The 20129-nt window shown below is 62.5% G+C and carries 9 protein-coding genes and 1 pseudogene; 5 read left to right on the plus strand and 5 right to left on the minus strand.

Annotated elements, in window-relative coordinates; all coding sequences use genetic code 11:
* Window positions 1-593: 593 nt before the first annotated feature.
* Window positions 594-2705 (plus strand): zinc-ribbon domain-containing protein, encoded by a 2112-nt coding sequence (locus AJAP_RS42855; RefSeq protein ID WP_084098054.1) that lies wholly within the window; start codon window positions 594-596, stop codon window positions 2703-2705.
* Window positions 2706-2928: 223 nt separating this feature from the next.
* Here the strand turns inward: AJAP_RS42855 and AJAP_RS44700 are convergent.
* The 3 genes and pseudogenes from AJAP_RS44700 to AJAP_RS43550 form a co-directional block, all read right to left on the minus strand.
* Window positions 2929-3263, minus strand: a pseudogene (locus tag AJAP_RS44700) (DNA-binding response regulator); the annotation flags it as partial.
* Between the two features lie 112 nt (window positions 3264-3375).
* Window positions 3376-3498, minus strand: coding sequence for a hypothetical protein (locus tag AJAP_RS45030; protein ID WP_267284138.1), 123 nt, complete (start codon window positions 3496-3498; stop codon window positions 3376-3378).
* Window positions 3499-3692: 194 nt separating this feature from the next.
* The gene (locus AJAP_RS43550; protein ID WP_148311465.1) at window positions 3693-6728 is read right to left on the minus strand and encodes a tetratricopeptide repeat-containing protein kinase family protein; all 3036 of its coding nucleotides are present in this window, start codon (window positions 6726-6728) and stop codon (window positions 3693-3695) included.
* 680 nt (window positions 6729-7408) lie between these two features.
* On the opposite strand from AJAP_RS43550, the gene AJAP_RS07000 reads away from it, so the two are divergent.
* From AJAP_RS07000 to AJAP_RS07015, 4 genes are all read left to right on the plus strand, one after another.
* Window positions 7409-8080, plus strand: a complete 672-nt coding sequence (locus tag AJAP_RS07000; protein ID WP_084098056.1) for an ATP-dependent DNA ligase — start codon at window positions 7409-7411, stop codon at window positions 8078-8080.
* A 749-nt stretch (window positions 8081-8829) separates the two neighbouring features.
* Window positions 8830-9360 (plus strand): site-specific integrase, encoded by a 531-nt coding sequence (locus tag AJAP_RS44705; protein WP_228694878.1) that lies wholly within the window; start codon window positions 8830-8832, stop codon window positions 9358-9360.
* Window positions 9354-9692, plus strand: coding sequence for a helix-turn-helix domain-containing protein (locus AJAP_RS07010; protein WP_038509103.1), 339 nt, complete (start codon window positions 9354-9356; stop codon window positions 9690-9692). Before AJAP_RS44705 ends, AJAP_RS07010 begins: the two co-directional genes overlap by 7 nt.
* Window positions 9689-12259 (plus strand): hypothetical protein, encoded by a 2571-nt coding sequence (locus AJAP_RS07015; RefSeq protein WP_038509104.1) that lies wholly within the window; start codon window positions 9689-9691, stop codon window positions 12257-12259. Before AJAP_RS07010 ends, AJAP_RS07015 begins: the two co-directional genes overlap by 4 nt.
* Window positions 12260-13094: 835 nt before the next feature.
* Here AJAP_RS07015 and AJAP_RS07020 read toward each other — a convergent pair.
* Together AJAP_RS07020 and AJAP_RS07025 are read right to left on the minus strand one after the other, a co-directional pair.
* The gene (locus tag AJAP_RS07020; RefSeq protein ID WP_038509106.1) at window positions 13095-15077 is read right to left on the minus strand and encodes a hypothetical protein; all 1983 of its coding nucleotides are present in this window, start codon (window positions 15075-15077) and stop codon (window positions 13095-13097) included.
* Window positions 15078-15507: 430 nt separating this feature from the next.
* The gene (locus AJAP_RS07025; RefSeq protein WP_148311466.1) at window positions 15508-19707 is read right to left on the minus strand and encodes an NACHT domain-containing protein; all 4200 of its coding nucleotides are present in this window, start codon (window positions 19705-19707) and stop codon (window positions 15508-15510) included.
* Between the last annotated feature and the right edge of the window lie 422 nt (window positions 19708-20129).

A 20129-nucleotide genomic window follows, 5' to 3' on the forward strand; every position in this document is an offset into this window, starting at 1 on the left:
TGGTTGTCGATCATAGTGTCGTTCCAAGGGCCGCACATGTAACAGAGAGCTTGCAAGCAAAGTCAACGGAACTCGTAGCCATGGCGCTGAAGCCCTTCGAAATCCGACGCTGGCGAACCAGATGCCTGACTGTTAGTCGTACCGGTTGTGGAGACAATCCCGAGCGCTCCCGGGGTGCCGGTGAACCTGCGGTGGTACCTCGAAGACCACCTGTCCTAGGGACTTGACCTGCGCATACTCGGCATTCTTAGGTCAAGTGGGTTACCGTCGAACTATGAACGGCGCGCACGTGGACATCGGTGTGCGGGGTGACGGGAGCTCGCGATGGCGCGGAGGGCGGTGCGCAGCCAGGCGGAGGGCGGCCGGCTGCGGGAGGGTCGGAGTGGGCGTACGAGTACAAGCTCGACTTCTGGACACGGTTTCAAGCTGTTGATCGAGACTGCTGACCGACGTCTGGCCTCTGGGGAAGCGGACAAGGAACCCGGACCCAGTCCTGGCACATAGTCGGCATCTCGTTACTGCGAAGGGGTGGTGGCCCCTCCGGCGTCTCGGGCGAGCGATTTTGTCGGTGCCCGTCGCTATGGTTCCTGGCCATGCCCTCAGAACCGAAGGGCGATCGCAGGAAGGTGGCGCACGCGCTCGCGTTCGTCCCCTACGAGAAGTCGATTGCCGCGCTCTTCCCAGGTCTGGTATCCGAGTTCGTCCGGTGTGTGAAGTACCCCGACTTAATGCCGGCCCAGCTCAGTCCGAATTCCGGCCTCGAATGCATCTGGCTGTGCCCGACGTGCGAGAAGCCGTGGAATGCCCGGCCGGAAGAGCGGACGAAGGGGCGCGGGCGCGTGTGTCCGACTCTCTCCTGCCGAGGACAGGTCTCGTTCGCCGACGCCCGTCCACACTTGGTATTTGAGTTCATCGAGTTCGTCGGGAAACCTGGCCGCACCTTGCACAACACTCCTTCTGGGTCTGAGCTGATGTGCCTATGGCGCTGCCCCGTTGGGCATCCTGACTATCCGATGCGGCTCCATGCCCGTGCTAAGGAATCTGAGTCTGGCTGCCCCCAATGCGGAGCTGCGCGCGCGGGGATGGCTCGGCGCGAACCTAAGCCCGGCAGGTCGCTCGCTGATACCCACCTGCATCTGGTCGAACAGTTCGTTCGCAATCTCACCAGCCCCGGCAGCAGGCCGGACCGGCTGAGTTACGGGTCGAACGACAGGTGCGTGTGGCGGTGCCCGCTTCACCACGAGCGCGAAATCGTCGTCAAGAGCCGTGCCAGGAACGGCTGTCCGGGATGTGGCACGGCTGGGACGTCCCTGCTGGAACTGAAGATCGCTGAGTTGCTCATCGCGGCGACCGGGGCAGAGGTCGAAGTCGACGCTCGGCGTGCTGTGGCGAAGGGCAACAAGCTGCGTATCGACCTGCATATCCCGGCGATCGACTTATTCATCGACTTGGATCCCGACTTCACGCACGGACCCGGCAGGCTCGCGGCCGATCTGCGCAAGAACGAGAGAATGGCGGATGTTGACTACGTGCGCATCAGGTCGACGAACGTGCCTCGCATCCCCCGGTCGATCGTGGTCGCCGAAAGCGAGCCCTGGGAGCGACCGTGGGAGTGGGCTCGGGCTCTTGGGCACCAAGTGAAGGACCGCGGGCTGTCGTGGCGGGACCTCACCGATGCGGAGCAGGCCGAAGCGGTCCACCGGGCCACGCTTCGTTGGTTTCAGCTCCCCGGATCCCGGCCGAAGGTATCGGCACTCGACGCCGCACCTCATCTGGCCGACGAGTTCGTCGTCAACAAAGATCGTCCAGGTATTGGGCTCGACATGCTCTCCCCAGGCGCCAAGGACAAGTGCCGGTGGCGGTGCGAACAACAGCATGAATGGGATACGAAGGTCAGGGACCGCACGAAGCCAAAGGGCACCGGGTGTCCCGACTGCGACCGCGCAAGGCGGGCTCACTTCGCTCGTGAGAGGGCCATCGCAGCGCCGGGCGAGTCGCTCGCCGACCGGCGTCCTGATCTGGTGGCCGAGTTCGTTGCGTGTCTGGACCGTCCAGAGTTGACGGAGCAGACGATGAAGCCTGCTGCGGAGCTGCTGTGTTTGTGGAAGTGTGCCCGCGGCCACAGATGGAAAGCACTGGCCAACAACAGGTCAAAACCCAACGGCACAGGATGTCCCGACTGCCACCAGGATGAGAGGTGGAAGAACCGCGGTCTCGCGAAGCCCGGAGAAGCACTTGCCGATGTGCGCCCTGAGATCGCAACCGAGTTCGTCGCCTGCATCGATCAGCCGGAACTGACAAAGCACACGCTCAAACCACACTCGAAGTACTTGTGCTCGTGGCGATGCGGCAAGTGTGACGACACGTGGGAAGCGAGAGCGGCGGCTCGCAAGCAACCATGGTGCGAGTCGTGCAATTCGAAGGCGGGGTGGGAGCGGAGACGTCAGGCCAGTTCTAAAGAGAGTCTCGCTGATGCGCGCCCTGAGATCGCGGCCGAGTTCGTCGCTTGCATCGATCGACCGAAACTGACGAAGCACACGCTAACACCAGGATCGAAGTTTTTATGTTTGTGGCAGTGCGGTGAGTGTGGCCACCGATGGGAGGTGGCAGCGCAGAGCCGTAGGCGGCCACGATGCCGTTCATGCAACTTGAAGAAGGGGTGGGAGTTGAGGCATCGGGGTAAAAACGTGCCTGTGGCACCGTGATTCCTACGCTTTGGCGGAAGCGAGCAAGTACAGACCTGGGCCTGATCGGCAGCGGCTCGAATTGCCACCGTAGTCCAGCGGTATAGATTCGCTGTCTGCCACAGCCCGTTGCCCGAGCCATTATCAAGGAAGGGCCACCAGTCATCGCGCCTCGGCGGCTCGCCGCGCGTGGCCAGCATCGGCGACAACAGGAAGCAGTGGCGGCTCCACAGTGGACATAATGCCCGGCGGCGAGGTGTTCGAGCACTTCCAGCTCGCAGGGCGTCAGCGTCCGCACAACGTTGTCTCGTGTGGGGCGGGAGGTGTCGGTGGGGCGGAGCCGTTCGGCGAAGTGGCCGATCAGGCTTCGGGTGACCGCAGGGGCCAGTAGGGACTCGCCGCGGGCGATCGTGCGGACGCCGTCGACCAGCTGCGCCGGTGGCGTGTCTTTGAGGGAACCCGCTGGCGCCGGCGCGAAGTGCCTCGTACACGTACTCGTCGACGTTGAACGTGGTGACGACCAGCACCTTCACCGGTGCCTCGACCACCGGGGCCTGCCAGCCGGCGGGTCGCCTCGATGCGAACAGGTAGTTGACATACAGCGAGTACTCGGTGAAGTGCAGCCACAGCCCGGCGCCGGCGGATCCGGCACGCCGCCATGTCGAGCTGGGATGGCTTGGGAAGCCGTTCGTCAGACGGCTGAGGTGCTCCAGCGCCACGCGTCCCGCATGGCGGCGATCAGGACTTCGTCGTCGGAGACGGTGGGCTCGGCCTCGCCGACCGAAGCCAGAGCTCGTCGGCGACGTGCCCGCACAGACGCAGAGCGGCCTCGATGTCGGGATAGACCACGGTCTCCGCCGGAGGCTTGATGATTCGTTCCGCCGCTCGGCATCGTGATCACCTCAGGAGAAGTACCCCCGAATACCCGAAGTGTTCGGGGGCTTGCTCGGGACGTCGTCTCGCCGTTCCACAAACTGACGTTGACGGCAACCTTCTCCAAGGTTCGGGCTAGGGTTGCCGGGATTTGGGCGCGTCAGCGTCGACCGACCATGGATCCGCGATCTGTGCCGCGAGCGTGATACCGTACCGCTGCAGATCGCGCTGGGCGTGATGATCTCTGTTAAACGCGAACAATGTGTCGATTCTAGCTGTCGCTTCTGGATGCGCATGCAGAAGAGCGAACAGGTATAGATCGAGCGCGTCGACGTAGCGGCGCTGTAGGCGCTTATGGTCGCCGAGGCTAATGTGAGACTCGATATCGCCATGCTCTACACCTTTCTCGAGGAAGTCGATAGCCTCCTCCTTATGGCCGTAACGCATCAACGACCTTGCGACCGGAGTAACTGCATTAAAATCTGCTTTTTTCAACAGGCTCCACAGCTCGGCTATTGCTTCGTTGGACTTCCCTTGTCCAGCAAGAGCAATTGCCATGTCAACATCGACGTTAGTTTTGGTTGTCCTTCTCAGGGTGTCGAGATGTCGATATGCTTCAGCATGTCGATTGAGTCGAAATAGCAATTTTACCAGTTTCGTTCGCGCCGCAGGGTCTCCGTGTATAGCCGCATCGTTAAGGAGGTCTGCGGCGACGAGGAGCTTTCGGGATGACACTGCGTTTGCCCCGATCGCTCCGTCATACTGGTTCGCCGAGGCGTGGACCTCTTCCTCGCCTGCGCGCAGGATTCCTTCGGCGAGCCAGGAGATTGCCTGAGGTCGCGACATTGAGACCAGTTTGACATAATTCGACAAAGCAAGGTCCACAGTGTCCCAGCAAAGTGAGGCTTCATTTTCCCTTGCAAGAAATACGTCCGAAAGTGGGATTATGATGTCCGGATTCGAAACGTCAGGCAATGTTTTGAAGTACCACGCGAACGCGTCGGAGATTTGACCGGCCTCGCATAAGGCAACTGCGATCGTCGAAGGCGGTGGAGCACAGTTCTTTCGCTGCGCCTGACGATGGTAGTCGAATGCTCTGTCGCTCCAGCCCTTCATTGCAGCCAGCTCGGCCGCCCTGGCCAGTGCTTGCCTATCCCCTGCCTTGGCGGCATTCTCATAGCAGTCAAGGGCATGTTTGGTCAATCCCTTAGCGGCGTGGACGTTTCCTAGTTTTGTGAGAGCTTCTGGACTCCCCGCTTCGACCGCCGCTAACGCGTGTCTCATAGCCGCCTCGGAGAATCCGAGCTGGGCATTGATATTCGCCGCGAACTTGGAAGCGTGAGATGCCTTGCACTTTACAGCTTCCCTACACCAGTCCAGAGCATCTTCGACTCGACCGTGCGAGAACAAAATCTCGGCCCCGATCAGCCAGGCGTAGTTCTTTCCCGTCCTCGCATAGCGTTCGAGTCGGTCCATAGCGACCTCTACCTGCTTGCCATCCACAAGTAGTTCAATCGCGTGTTCGACAATCTTCGGCCCGCATTTATCGGCAAGTCCCATCAGCCATTCAACGGTATCATCGATGACTTTCGATCGCTCAGAGTCCGTGGCTGCGCCGACCGTCATGTCTGCCACCATAGCTGCTTCTTCGGCGTGACCATCTTCGGCAAGTTTGCGGTATAGGCGCAGCATCTCGCTGCGTTGCTTCAGGTGCTCCCTGGCCCTTGCGGTCAGCACCGTCGCCTTGCGATTTCCATTCTTCGTCAGACCTTTTAGTAGATCGATGGCGTCCAGATTTCGATCCGCTGCAATGAGCATTTCCGCCGAGAGGGTTATCGCGTCACGGTCGCCTCCATCTATCAAAGGCTGGTACTGTTCAAGTGCGTCATTGATACGATCCGCCTGGCGAAGCATGTCCGCCAACTCCAAGCGGGCAGACCGGTCGCCGTCGTCCGATGCGCGGAGGTAGAAGCGCATCGCCCAGTACAGTAGGCCACGCTTGCGACACTCCCGAGCCAGTGGCACGCGGCTTGTTGTGTCGGCTTCGTCAACCAGGATAGGGAACAGTTGCGGTTCCACCGTAACCGGATCGGTCGCGTCGAGAACATGCCTTCGTTCAAGGTAGCTATCAAGTCGATATCGGGTGGCAAGATCGTCCCGGCTGACGGTTTCGTCACATTTTATGATCATGCTCGCTTCCCCGCGGCCCCGGCGCTCCAGTTCCGCGAACGCCTTATCGAACCGGTCATCCCCCGCGAAATGCTGAACCTTATCATGCAGAAGTGCGCCCGCGCATTTTTCCAGCAAGCCACGCGTCAGCCAGACATCATTGCCGAAACGCCTAAGTTTGATAGCACACTTCAAGATCGTTTCTTCTAAGATGTCGGCCTTCTCGAAACGGGTCTGGAGATCGTGAACGTCCACCATGTGTTGAACGACGTACCGATCTGCTTCCGCCAGTATCGCACTGTCCGCGACCCGGGGGTCTTCTGAGCTCAACGCCCGAGCCATTTCCTCAGGGTTGAACTCGTCGGGCACCTTGATCTCGCTGCTTTCAACAAGCAGCTTGGCATGTGGAAACTTGACGCAGGCCGACTTCAGGTCCCGTAAAGGTCCCATACGAATTGTTGCGAGTACCAAGATTGGCACACGTGAGGGATCGTTGAGCGTCTCCCGCAATACCCGAGCGACCGTATCGCCGACCGCTAGGTCCGGGCCGCCAAAATATCGGTCGAGTCCTGGCAGGAAGTAAACCGTTCGGGGCCGTGCCGACCTGGCTGCCTCAATCAGAGCCTCGGCGCTGCTCGGGCTGACCGCCGGCCATATTGCCCAGTCCCGCATCAGCAGTCTCCCGTTCTCGTCTTTCGACTGCCAGAGACACTCCCACGCTGCTCGCTTCTTCCCTGCGACAAGGTCACTCACCAGGGTCACCATGACACTTGACCCTGCCGCAGCACGGGCAACCGCGGCACGGAGTTCGGCGTCGACGTCGCGCGTAAGGTAGGTGGGCAAATCCGGCGAGCCCTCGCGCCGGTCTGCAGCTCCTCGAAGCGGGAAGAGCTCGAACTGGCTCGGCACGCAGTCGCGGAGCGGCAAGCCGACGCCAGGACCTGGCTCAGCTACCGGTTGCTGGCCGCCATCGTTGCGTAGCACTCTTACCTGCTCCTTCATCGCCGCACTTGCGTCATGCACGTGCATATGACCGTGCCGGAGTGTCGTCGGACGCGTCCACTCGCCCATCAACCTGTGCGACGAGCGGTCGTTTCTGGCCGACAAACAGTGGATGTCTTCGTTCTGCCTAGTCGGACGTTTCACTCGAAGGAGTGGATTACTAGGGCTTAGCTTGACTTTGGGATTGACTCGCGTTTCGACGAGTATCGGCCGGTTCGCCGGTTCGACCTGCACGCGGCTGAAGTGCTCCGGCGCCACGCGGGTACACAACGCAGCGATCAGGGCTTCTTCGTCGGCGATAGTGGGTTCGGCTTCTCCGACCGGAAGCTAGAGTTGGTCGACGACGCGCCCGCACTGGCGGCGGGTGACCGTGATACCGGCATAGGTCATGGTCTCCGCGAGATCGCACGGGTCTTCGACAACCAACGGTCCTGGGTTTCCAGCGCAGCTGGATATGCCGTTCGTTCCGTATTCGGCGCAGCTCCTCCTAGTCGGTCTCGTTTCGCTAAGTCGTCTGTCAAGCGGCGCATGTAACAGGCGGTGTCCCCGCCCGGCGGCGAAAACCGTGGTCACCTGGGATGCGTCATGACGGAATCCGGCGAGAGTGCGCCATTCGGGGTACGGTGAATCGCGCACGTGAGAGCGCGGTCCGCAGGTACCCGGCTGCTCGGGAGGCCGTCATGGCACGAGACGCCGCAAGGAGTGAGCGTTCGCGGGTGCCGGCGTTCATCGAGCCTATGCTCGCGAGCCAGGCGCGGAAGGAGCTTCCGGACGATCCGCGGTACGCCTCCGAGTGGAAGTGGGACGGCTACCAGGCGGTAATGAGGGTCGCCACCGACGGGACGATGAGGCTGACCAGCCGCAACGACAAGGACTTCACCGGCAGACTCCCGATCCTCGGCGATGCTATGGGCGACGCGCTGGAGGGCCGCCAGGCGGTGCTCGACGGCGAGATCGTCGCGCTGGACGACCACGGCCGCCCGGATTTCGGTCTGCTGCAGAACTACGCCACCAGCGACGATGTGTCTGTGGCGTACTTCGTCTTCGACGTTCTGCTGCTCGGCGGTCAGCGGCTGCTGGACGAACCGTATGAGCGGCGGCGGGCGGTGTTGGAGGGGATCGAGGTGCCGGACAAGAACCTCGTCGCGATCACCCCGTCCTACAGCCACGCCGACCTCTCGGCATCCGGCATGTCCCCGGCTGATCTGCTCGACGTCGCGAAGGACCGCGGCCTCGAAGGCCTGGTAGTGAAGGCGATCCAGTCGACGTACGTCCCTGGGCGCCGGTCTCCTGAGTGGATCAAACACCCTTTGATCCAGACCATCGAGGTCGTGGTGTGCGGGTGGCGTTAACGGCGATGAATTGCAGCTACTGCAGGAAAATCCCGCTTCAGCCTCGTAGAGCCGCGGTGGAGAGCTTACCTCCTGGGGCAGTGGGTCCCCACCCTGACCAGCAGACCTTGCCTGAAACGTGCATCTGATGCATGATTCACCCGTCTTATGAAGGCGGTGCGGAGTGTCTGCTGACGGGAAGCTTCCGGGGTCCGCGCGGCTGGAGTTGGCCGACGGGGTTGCTTTGCTGCGACCGGAGGATGCCGTGGTGCAGGCGATGCTGAGCGGCTGGCGGGCGCAGCAGATTGGCGGGCGTGGACTGCGGGACTCGACGGTGCGTGACCGTCTCGGTGTTGTTCGGCGTTTTCTGGCCTATACCAACGAGTTTCCGTGGCATTGGTCAGCGGCGCACGTCGATGAGTGGATGACGGACCTGGTCAGCGACAGCGACCGTGCGAAGTCGACACTGCGGAACTATCAGGACGCTGTGCGCGGGTTCTGCGACTATCTGGTGCGCCCGGAGTATGGCTGGGTTTCCGAGTGCGAGCAGCGTTTCGGTACGCATCCGGTGCAGGTCTGCTTCGAGTGGAACACCCTGGGGCATCTGGTCGCCTACGAGGGTGCGCCCGAGCGGCGGCCGATGACGCGGGAGGAGCTGCAGCGGTTCTTCGACTACGCCGACGACCAGGTGGACCGCGCGGTGCGGCTGGGGCGGAAAGGGGCGCTCGCGGCCTATCGGGACGCGACGCTGTTCAAGGTGATCTACGCCTATGGGCTGCGTGCCACGGGAGTCGTCGCGTTTGGACACTATGGACTGGTACCGCAATCCCCAGGCTCCGGAGCTGGGGCGGTTCGGGAATCTCGAAGTGCGGTGGGGAAAGGCGTCGAGAGGAAGCCCGCCGCGGCGGCGCACGGTGCACACGGTCATGCCGTGGATCGTCGAGGTCGTCGACGATTGGCTGACGAACATCCGGCCGCGGTACGGGTTTCCGGATCATCCGGCGGTGTGGCTGACCGAACGGGGCGGCCGGATCGGATCCCGGCATATCGAGCAGCGGTTCGCCGACTACCGCAGGGCGCTGGGTCTGGACGAGACACTGGTCCCGCATTGTCTGCGGCATTCGCATGTGACGCACCAGATCGAGGACGGCGTGGATCCGGTGTTCGTGCAGCAGCAGGTAGGTCACCGCTACGCGTCGACCACCGCGATCTACACGGGAGTCAGTGGCGACTTCATGAACACGATGATGACGAACGCGATCGGCAAGGCCTTAAGCGCGGAGGAGACGAACGCATGGTGAGCGCGAAGCTGGACTACACGTGGAATCTGCGTGAGCTGATGGCACGGCAGGGAATGTTCCAGACCACCCACCTGCGGCCGAAGCTCGCGGAACGGGGCATCGTCCTCTCCGACAGCCAGGTCTATCGGCTGGTCGCGGACAAGCCCGAACGGCTGAGTCTGAAGACGCTGGTGGCGTTGGTCGACATCCTCGGCTGCGGGATGGAGGATCTGATCGAGCCGACCGTCGCCGCGCCGTCCCTCCGACGCAGCACAGCGGTCGGAGCGGATGACGACGCCGGGGTCGGTGACTTCCGGCCCAAGCGGGCCAGAATCGCCCCGGATCGCTCGTGACCGACCCCGAGTCGCCCCGGTCGCTGACGGACCCGGTCGGGGTCGTCCTCGCGATCGTCGGCACGGTCGAACCCGATCTGAGTTCCGATGTGGTCGAGGAGGCGGTGAGAGCGGTCGCGACGTCGCGGACCGGGCATCGGCAGTTGGCCCGCATTCTCGAGACCGACCCGGGCGTGCTGCTGTCGGGCCGGACGGACGGGCCGCCGTTGGTCGACCGTTTCATCCGCCACCTGCTCGCGGCGGGAGCCAGCCAGGTCGTGCAGCCACGCTGCCCGGATTGCGGTCGAGCCGCCGCGCGGATGAGTCATCGCGACCAGCAGGGCCGGCGCGTCTGCACTGGCTGCCGTAACCGCGGCTCGGGGATCTTCGAGCCCCGCCCGTGTTCGGCGTGCGGCACGGTGACCCGTGCCCGCCACCGCGACCGCGAAGGTCGGCCCTTGTGCGTTCGCTGCCCGCCCGAGCCCGGTGTCGATCACGTCGAGGTGATCAGCGACGTGATCGTCGCCGCGGCGCCGGGCCTGGATCGTGGCTGGCTGCGCACCGTGATCCTCGGCGTGGTGGTACAACCGGCCCGGCAGCGGCAGGTGGCCTGGGAACTGCAGGACCGGCCGGAGTTGCTGACCGGTGCCGCTGCCGAGGGGACACTCGCGGTCCGCCGGCTGGCTGCGGCTTTGGCCGACCACGGCGTCGAAGGCATGGCACCCGCGACCTGCCCGGGTTGTGGCAAGCACCAGCCGGTCATCCGCCACCAGGACGGCACGATCTCGTGCAACACCTGCTACCAGAGGGCCCGGGCCACCGCGTGCTCCCGCTGCGGCATCGTGCGATCGGTGGTGGCGCGAACCCCCGACGGCGGGCCGCTGTGTTCCTCCTGCCGTCCGCTGGTCTCGTACAACCAGCGGACGTGCTCGCTGTGCGGGCAGCGCGGCGTCATCGGCGGCCAGGCCGACGGCGCGCCGGTGTGCGTCGGCTGCTACCGGCTCCCGACGGCGGTGTGTTCGGTGTGCGGCCGGGACAGGCCCTGCTACCGCGCCAACTCCTCGGCACCGCGGTGTCTCCCGTGCTGCAGAGCGGCCCGTACCGCTGTCTGCGCGCGCTGCGGCAAGCTCCGGCAGATCGCCGGGCGCGACCCCGACCGTGCGCCGCTCTGCCGACCGTGCGCCGTTCGGCGCGAGGCTTGCTGCCGGTGCCGGCGAGTGCGGCCGGTCGTCGGACGAGTACAGGACGGGCCGCTGTGCTGGACCTGCATCGAGACCGAACCCGCCTACTTCCGTGCTTGCGCGGACTGCGGCGTCATCGGGCGCACGCACCACTTCGGACTGTGCGCCAGGTGCGCCGCACCGAAAGTTCTTCGTACCCTGCTCGCCGGCGCGGACGGCACCGTCCGGGACGAACTCCATCCCGCGCTGGACGCGCTCGGCCGCACCGAACCCGCGCCCCTGCTGGAATGGCTGAGCCGCACGTCATCACGATCTATGCTCGCGCACCTGGCCGCCGCGCAGGGCCCGCTGACCCACGCGACACTCGACGACCTGACACCGGTCGCGGCTGCTCATCACCTTCGGCACGTCCTGATCGCGCACCACGTCCTCCCGACCCGTGACCGGCACCTCGCGGCGCTTCAACGCTGGATCGACCAAACCCTGGGCGACATCGACGATCCGGACCACCGCCGCGTCCTGCGCCACTACGTCACCTGGACACACCTACGACGGCTGCGGCGGCGGCGCACACCCGTCACGCCCGGTGCCGCGTACTCCGTCCGCAACGAAGTCAGCGTCGCGATCCGGCTGCTGGAATGGCTCAGCTCGCGCGGGCGGAACCTCAGCACCTGCACACAGACCGACCTCGACACTTGGTGCCTGGCGATCGGACGACCCGCCCACAAGGCCCGGTCGTTCATCACCTGGTGCACGGCGAGCGGGCATACCCGCGATCTGGACATTCGAGCACGAGGAGACCATGGACGCCGCGACACCTTGCCCGGAGAAGACACACGCTGGATCATCGCCCGGCGTCTCCTGCATGACACCACCATCGCCGTGCCTGACCGTGTCGCGGGCCTGCTTGTCCTCCTCTACGGCCAAACACCCTCTCGGATCACCACTCTCACGGCCGACGACATCACGCACTTCCGCGGCGAGGTCCACCTGTGCCTCGGGCCACAGCCACTCGCCCTGCCCCGCCCGATCGCCGAACTCGTGCTCACTCTCGCCGACACCCGCCGTGGACACGTCTCCCTCGGCGGCCGCACCGACGAGCAACACCGCTGGCTGTTTCCCGGCCGCCTGCCTGGCCAGCCCCTGCACACCGCCACCCTCGCCCGGCGGCTCGCCACACTGGACGTCCACAGCCGCATCAGCCGCAACAGCGCGCTCATGGGCAACGCGGCCTCCGTGCCGGCCAAGGCCCTGTCGAGCCTGCTCGGCCTGTCGATCGTCGGCGCGCAACGCTGGATCAAGCTGGCACACCCCAGCGGCGACGACTACGCCGCCACGATCACCCGCCGTGCGACAGCGGACGCAGATGATAGTGATGCGGCATCCTGTCACAGTCCCTGCGAGTAGGACCGATCGGCGCACCTCGGCCTCACTTCCACACCACTGGACCCGGGACGTGCTCGCCGACAGCGACTCCTGGCCGTACTCACCCTGCCCAGCACACAAAAGTGTCCTGAGTCGTCAGCTGGGACACAGGCCGCAGATAGCATTCTGACCCCATCCGGAACCTGTAGGTCGAACGATTCTCGTGTGACGGTGAGCAGTTCGGCGCCTCACGCAGAGGTGAGGACGGCCGCGGGTCACGGTCATAGCGCGCAGCCAGTCGATAGCAATGTTCCCGCTGGGTGTCCTGGTGGCGACGGTGAAATCGAAATGCTCAGCGTGCTACTGGTGATGCTGGCGGAGCCAGACGACGAAGGGCTGGCCGATCGCGGCTGACATTCGCTGCTTCTGACATGTCGGCCACCAGCACGCGATTCCCCATCATTGCTCTTACGGCTATCCGATCCTAGGACTAAATCTGCAAGGTCCAGATGTCCGCTCATGCCGATGACCGCGCGCTGAAGATCGCTGAAGCTGTCCAGCTGCGACGAGTGGGCGGTTCGAGCTTTGTCGGGCGGCGGGTGCTCGTGGTGGTGGTGTGGGCACCTGCCTGAACGACGTTTTCGCGGAGCGGGTCGGGGCGTGGGCAGATTGGCGTGCTGTTGGCCGTCGCGGTCGTGCTGTTCGCATTGGCGGCACGCGGAGGTTCGACGTCGTAGACGACCGAGTGCTGCGATGGCAGGCGGGGCATGCATATCGTACCCGGTCAAGCCGGTGTGTCCGCGACGGCAGGCGCCGTGGGCCGACACGCAACAACCACAGTCTCAAGCCAGGCCGTCACCCACGCGAAAGATCCGGGCTAACAGTCCTGCTCAGACGGAGTCGCCTCGGTTCCGTTAGCGAGCTCCTCACTCTCGCGCAGCCAGAGATCATCGTTCATCTTAATCACAAGCGAAACCAGTAGTTTGAGCGCGGTGATGTAGGTACGGTAGTGCTCCTCTTCATCCGCGACATCAAGGATTGCGCCATGCAGGTACCTGTTGCGCAGGTTCAGGCCATCGCTGAAGTCCTGATGATTGAGGCAGTAGTTGAAGTAGCCTGCTTCAGGCTTAGACAACAGCGACTCGGCCCGCACAAGCCAACCCTTTGTGACCATCTCATCGATTGCTTCGCGCGCACCTTTGCGGTGGTGGTAGTAACTTGCCGCTTCCAACTCGTAGAGATCGCGCAGCACCACGAACTGGTCGGCACTTGCTATCCGGATATGGCCTCCAGCGTTCTCGACCACGCCGTGCGCGATTAAGTAGTCGACTTGATCCTTCTGGTAGTCATGGAAGTCACCATAATAAACATCGTGCTCGATGAGTAGTCGAGCACCGTTGTCGGCCCTGAGGCTATCATTTATGTACCCCAAGCCGGACTGATCCGAGAAGAGTAGGCGCATGACGTTGTGGATGTTTGGACTCTCGCCTACATAGACATATTTGCCGACCAAGCAGCTCGGCACGTCTCGGTACTTGACCTGGGCCGACATCATAGCCAGTAGCTCAGGGTCAAACTCGCCGTTCTCCACGTAGAGCGAGAACTGCATGACGATACTTTCCATCTCGGCGAACAGATGCCGACTCTTCTCAAGGTATGTTGCAGTCCTACTTGAAGGCGCGAACCGTAGATTTGCCACACCAAAACTATCTCTCAAGTAGTCCGCGAAGAACCACACGATTACCGACTCAAGCTCAACATCTTTGTGTCTGAGAAGCCGCTCATACATGGAGACCTGCAGGAAGGAACTCTGCTCCTTAAGGCGAAAGGCGAAACCCGCTGGATAAGCATCCTTTCCTGAGGTTCCCATCGCACGCTCAATCGCTCCGACTTCCGCCTGATACGAGGGCAGCGTCAACAGCATGTGACGATCTGCGAACTCAAACACATAGAGAAAGTTGTTGAGGATCGTAGGGTAATCGAGGTTCTCATCGAACCACTCGCGACTGTAGGAGTACTTCGTGACGAGCCCGTCCCTTGATGCCTTCACGGGCTCATCTTGCCCCTTGGTAACAGTAACGTCGCAGCCGATCACCATTCCGCCACCGTTAGACTCAAAGAACTCCTTCGTCCATCGTTCATGCTTGCGCTTCGCTTTGAGCTTCATCTTCTCGTCGATTCCAGCAGCTGCGTTGACGCGCGCGACGGAGATCAGCTCGAGAAGATTCGGATGCGCCTCCTCGCTATCTATGTACGCGTCAAGTAGTGCGCGCTTGTCTGAACTCTTCAAGCTCTGCGGCAAGTACAGCTGCGAGCGATCATCACCGCTGAGATATAGTCGAATCAAATGCTCAGCGTTGGCCACGTTCGAAACAAGACGCGTACGTATCTCTTCATCGTAAACCCGCACAAGGCTTCCACACGAGAGCATCGTGCCTGTACTGACGTGCAGGCTGTCTAGGACTGCCAGCACAGTCGCGGCGGAGCAACGGCTGTAGACCTTGTGTCGTGACAGGAGTTCCAGCAAGTCCGCGTGATACTCATGGCTGACCCCTGCGATCCGGCAACTCAGCGTTTCGTCGGTGAGAGAGCCAAAGAATTTGGACTCGACTTCATGCAATCCGGGAATGAGCGCCTTAAATGCCGCGCGCTGCTCCTCGGAAGAGGAAGCAGGAAAGTACCCGTTCTCCACGAAGAGTCGGGAATTATACAGTTCGAGAACGTCGGAAGCAGTGTACGTCGTGACTGATGCGTCGAACCGACTAAGAACCTCAGTTGCGCGTCCCGCCTGGAAATATTTTCCGAGGTCCGCTGGACCAAAGAACTTCAGGCGTCGATGTGGTGCAGGCTCGGTGGTCATTCTTCTTACTATACTAGCTTCGTACCTCGGAGTCGGCTACCTTCGAGGTGGGTTACTCGGTTCAGCATCCGTTCGCCCCGGCGGTGCATGAAGCCTTTGAGTTCCCGTGTCATGGTTCGTCGATCATGCCTGCGAGCTCCACCCTCAGCTTCGGCGTGTGAGTAGTCGCCTCGAACTCCTACACCGTTACATATCCGATCGCTCTGCGCGAACGCACTCTCATGCCGCTGACCGCCTGAGTGCGACCGACGTGCGGAATGCCAGGTGGGACAACTTTGGAGCGCCTCTGGAACACTCACCCTGGCCCCGCACATACTCAGGTGAAGTCGCCGCTGGCCGATTGGTTCTGCACCGACGTGACAGCGGATAGCCGGGCATTCGACGAGTTCTGATATTGCGACCTGCCAGCATTGTGCGACCTGTCAGGCTGTCAGATGGGAACGTTTGAGGGAAGACTCCAGGTAGTAGCGTGCGATGCGTCCCCGCCCGCGCGCATTGTGTGGGCGTTGGCGTCCAGGAGTCGCATTTCGGCTCCGTCGAACAGGTACGTCGCTGAGTAGCTACGTGAAACCGGTTCACCATCCTTGGGCCAATGGTGGTCGGGAGTGACCGTGTCCTTTTCGGCTAGGATTGTCCACAGTAAACATTGACCGTTGCTGGCCAGGGCGCTACGGAGGAGTTCTGCGGAGACGTGGACTGTGTCGGGGCCTGGTTCGCGGGCTGCGAAGCTCTCTGCCAGAGATATTCCCGCGCGCCCCCATTGGAAGTCGCCGACTCGTTGGAGATCCATCGTCTTGCAGAAGGTGGTCGAGGGCATGAACGTGTACAGGTGTTTGCTGTCGGATTGGTCCCAGTCGTTCGCGACGCCACCATACCGGGTTGTCGTGACTATAAGGGTCCCAGGCGGCGATTCCCGGTAGGCGGTTCGGTCGCGCCCCTGCAGGTTGGGCCAGTCTGACTTGTATGGATGGTCGGCGAGTATCAGTCCCGTCGGGCTCCCTGACTCGGGCATCCACCTGCCGTTCCAGTCTTGACCTTGCGCCCACGCCTCCCAGGCGTCGACGTCGACGGAGTTGACGAGGTAGGAGCGAATCTGTGCCCAGGTCTTGTGGTGAGGTATTCCGGCGGCGGCTTCGTCCGGGGTCTGCGGTTGCGACCACTGGTAGTGGCCTTCGAGCACCAGCCACCGATCTCCGGCTGTGTTGGTGCATGCGAGTAAGCGGTCGATGGGTGGGGCGTGTCTATCGTGGGTCGCCCAAGTTGGGTCGAGCACGACTGGGAACGTCGCGGCAGCTGGTGCGAACCAAGTGCGCGGGGTGTCCGCGTAGACCCGATTTTCAATCCGCCGCAGCAACGTTGTCGGGTCGATGTCATGCCCGTAGACGTCTAGTGGCGTCTGGTAGTCGGTTCTGCTGTCGTCTCTGTAGGCCGGATCGAGGGCGAACCGGTCGGTCATGCGCCCGACCAGCTGCTTGAACGCTGTCCAGATGTACTTGCGGGCGTATCCCTCGTGCTGTTTCTCGTCCGCACCTCCGGCGCGCCGGAGGTGCCGGTCGATGGAGCCGAACAGTTCGGGCGTCCACCCCAGATGCAACGCCTGGTCGAAAACGATCCTCCCGAGATAATCTGTGTCAACATTGCCCTCGAGCCGGAAGTCCCGCGTCAGCGAAGCTATGACGTGCTTATGGAAGTCGTCGAAGTCCGACAAGGCAGGTCCTTTGACGGCGCTGTACCGGTAGGCAGGCGGCCCCGAGAGCTCTTCGATCTCTTCTGGCGACCGTTCCGGCGTAATCCAGTCCGTCGTGTACGGGGGGCGTACGCGAACGGCGATGTTGCTGGGGTCGGGTTGCCAGCCGTGGTCCAGTGCAACGTCGACTGTCCGGCGTGCGTAATCGCGGCTAAGGTAATTCTGGGGCCAGTAGCCGCGGCCAATGGTGTGGTCACGCACCGCTACGGCGATAGCGGCGGCGGTGGAGGCGTCACAGGTCCGTTGAGCGATGCCGCAGGCGACTGCCAGAAGGCGTTCCTCGATGGCGTCATCACCACAGTCCACGAAACGTTGCAGGATCGGCCCGAACAAGTGGGGCGCTGGTTCCAGCAACGCGATGATTGCTTTGGTGGCGTTGTCGCGGGTCGGCCGATGCGAAGCACCGAGGGCCCAGCTGAGGGTGAGTGCCGCTAGATGACGGGTGTCCTCAGTGGCCGTGGCACTGGCATCCGACCATGCCCAGCTAATGAGGTTCGGCAGGTGACCGGCACTGTCATGCTGCCAGTCGCAAAAGTGGGACCAGGTCACGTCTCGGTCCGGCAGCGTCAAGCGGCGGAGCTGGCCGTGGAGCCACTCCGCGTTCAACCGGTGGCCTGGAACGGTGGCCACCTGCAGCAACGCGCTGTTGGCAGCATCGGCGACGTCAGGGTTGGACTGCAGTTCGACGAGGATCGCCTCGGTCCGAGCGGTCAGAGCGTCTGGTTTACGCCACGCGATGCTGAGTAAGAAATCAGTGTGGGTGTCTGGGTGATACTCGCCAGTTGGGATCGAGAGGACGTCAATCAACTCGATGCCGTGCGTCTCGGGCAGTACGGAAGCGAGTGCTTGAAGAACGCCGGCGTTGCGGTACCACCGCTGCGCCATGGAGGCGGTCCGCTCGGCCACGGTGGCGAGGTCGTCGGCTGCGATGAGCTTGGCCCATGCGATGTCGCCGAGGCGCTCATATCCGAATCTGATGTAGCTGACACCATCGATAAGGAGGTCAGCGAGGATCGCTTCCTTCAGCAAGCCGTTGAGCAGACTCCGGCTCCATCCGCGACCCGGCAGGAGCGACGCGGTGAGATTTTCGACCTCGGCCCTGGGCAGTCGGCGTTCGTGAGTCTGAATCGCAGTGGCGATCTGCTCGACGGCTCGACGGACCAGCGCGCTGCTGCGGTCGTAGTCACAGCGCTCCGGAGCCGCGAGGCGGTCGTTGATCGCGTCGAGGAAACTGTCATAGATCCACGAGGCTCCGAAGCCAGTGCGCGGGAATCGGTGTTCGCCTCGCGTCTGCAGGGTGGTGCAGAGCAGTTTGAGGAACAGCGGATTAGTGAACTCCGGGTCCAGCAGCGGAAACGATGGTCGCTCGATGCCGTACCAGTCGAGAAACTGGCGCACCGCGTCCCGGGAGACCTCGGCAAAACCTGTGTGCTTGACCGTATGGAGGCGCTGACGCAGAGGATCGGACAACGTGTCGGCGAGGAACTCGGTCCGGCACGAGAGCACGACCCGGATATGCCGGTACTCGGCAGTCTCGTTGAGGAAGCTGTGCAGGTACTTATTCCACACGCTTCGGTCGGCAGGTTCGTTCAGCCCGTCGATGATGATCAGCCCGACTGTACCCGCGTTCTGGCAGGCGGCCTCAAAGGTGGCGAGCAGTTGCCCAGCTGGACTGCTGAATCCGATGATCCTGCCGAGATCTGTCTCGATCGGCCCCCGTTCGAACTGCTCGCCGAGCACGATGATCGTCGGCAGGTTGTTCGCCGTGCGGGTCCTGGCGAGGTCGCAGAGCAGATGGGTCTTTCCGGATCCGCCGGTGCCGGTCATCAGAATGGCGGTCTGGTCGTAGCTTTGCCAAGCTCGACCGGTACGCAGCTCCCGCAACCCGAAGATTGCCGCTTCGATGCTCGAAATCTGGTGGTAGAGGCTGGCTGCGTTTCCGGTGTAGTGGCGATCCCGCAAACAGTGCTGCCGGAGCAGCTCGGCAACGCTGTCAACGGGGTCGTTGGTCGCGTCGATGGCAGATATGACGTCGGGAAGCGTGCCTTTGGGGTGACAGGCCTGGGTGATTGCCCCGGTGACTGCTTCCTCGAGGTGGTCGAGGCACTCGTTGAGCGTCGCGATCGCGGGTTCGAACAGCTCAGGCTGTTCTGTAGGTGTAGGTAGGCCGTATGTGCCTCGGGCGTTGCGAAGTGCCGCAAGTGCTAATCGGATGACGTGCTCGAACGCAGGCGTTCGGGCGAGGCCGTCGAAGGCAGCGGCGATCGGTACCTTGACGTTCAGTTTAGGGGTGTACCGGCCTCCCGCGTCGGCCTCCGCCCGGGCCGCGATCGTCCGGAATCGATCTTCCGAGAACGTGTCCAGATCGAACCAGTAACGCAGTCGGCCCACCTGAGACTGCTGAAGCAGACAACTGTTGAGCTGCGTTTCACCAACATATTCGAACGTCACGGTTCGACCTGCCGCTTCGGCCATGACCTGCCACTTCGCGACGTACTCGTTCCACTTGGTCCACGCACTCTTCGTCTTGGGCGTGTCGCCCGCTGGCAGATTGAGGGGCAGCAGTACGAAATAGCGTTCAAGCATGGGCTCGGTCTCTAGGACCCGGCGTACCGACTTGGTGATCTGCCCGAACTCATCAGTGTCGAGCTCAAACAGGCATTTTGCCTGCCACGCCCACACCGCCCCACCGGGAAGTTCACCACGCCCTTCCCTGCCACCATCTGGGTTCCCGAACACGCTGAAGGTAGTGCCAGGCGGCCAGGCCACGAGTCCGCCAAAGATCATCAACTGGTTGACGAGTTCCTCGAACCCATCACGTTGCGAGCCCGACGGCGACTTGCCGCGGAGTTGCCGCCAGTTGATCTCGGGAAGTTGAGTCACGAAATCTCGCCAGTCAGTGGGAGGTGGATGGAACTGGACATCTGAGCTAGACAACTCTAGACGTGTGGATGGCATCGGTGGGTCAATGACACAATCGCTCCTTGCGGCGACACCCAAACCTTGTCGCCTTGCGTGGTCAAGAACTAACACTCGGTGATATCTTGACGCGACCTTCCGCGATCACGACCGAATCCTCCCCGCTGCTGCTGATCAGGCTATCTGCACACGAATACTGGAAATGGCCGCCTTCTCAAGCGCGCGAGATCGGCTGGACAGGGACAGGGAAGCATGGCTGAGCCTCTCGCGGTGCGTCGGCGACCTTACAAATGCCACTCAGGAGTGACCGCCAGCTGGTAGAGCGACGATTGTGGGCGGCTACGTTGCGTGATGCATTCTTGTGCTCGAGTCCACGGTGTCGCAGG

Origin of the sequence: Amycolatopsis japonica (genome assembly GCF_000732925.1) — a bacterium.
Lineage (GTDB): Bacteria > Actinomycetota > Actinomycetes > Mycobacteriales > Pseudonocardiaceae > Amycolatopsis > Amycolatopsis japonica.

Bases quoted from the DNA above. Each gene is read 5' to 3' on its own strand.
- AJAP_RS07000 (WP_084098056.1), top strand. From the start codon at position 7,409: ATGGCACGAGACGCCGCAAGGAGTGAGCGTTCGCGGGTGCCGGCGTTC.
- AJAP_RS07020 (WP_038509106.1), bottom strand. From the start codon at position 15,077: ATGACCACCGAGCCTGCACCACATCGACGCCTGAAGTTCTTTGGTCCA.
- AJAP_RS44705 (WP_228694878.1), top strand. From the start codon at position 8,830: ATGGGCTGCGTGCCACGGGAGTCGTCGCGTTTGGACACTATGGACTGG.
- AJAP_RS42855 (WP_084098054.1), top strand. From the start codon at position 594: ATGCCCTCAGAACCGAAGGGCGATCGCAGGAAGGTGGCGCACGCGCTC.
- AJAP_RS43550 (WP_148311465.1), bottom strand. From the start codon at position 6,728: ATGAAGGAGCAGGTAAGAGTGCTACGCAACGATGGCGGCCAGCAACCG.
- AJAP_RS07010 (WP_038509103.1), top strand. From the start codon at position 9,354: ATGGTGAGCGCGAAGCTGGACTACACGTGGAATCTGCGTGAGCTGATG.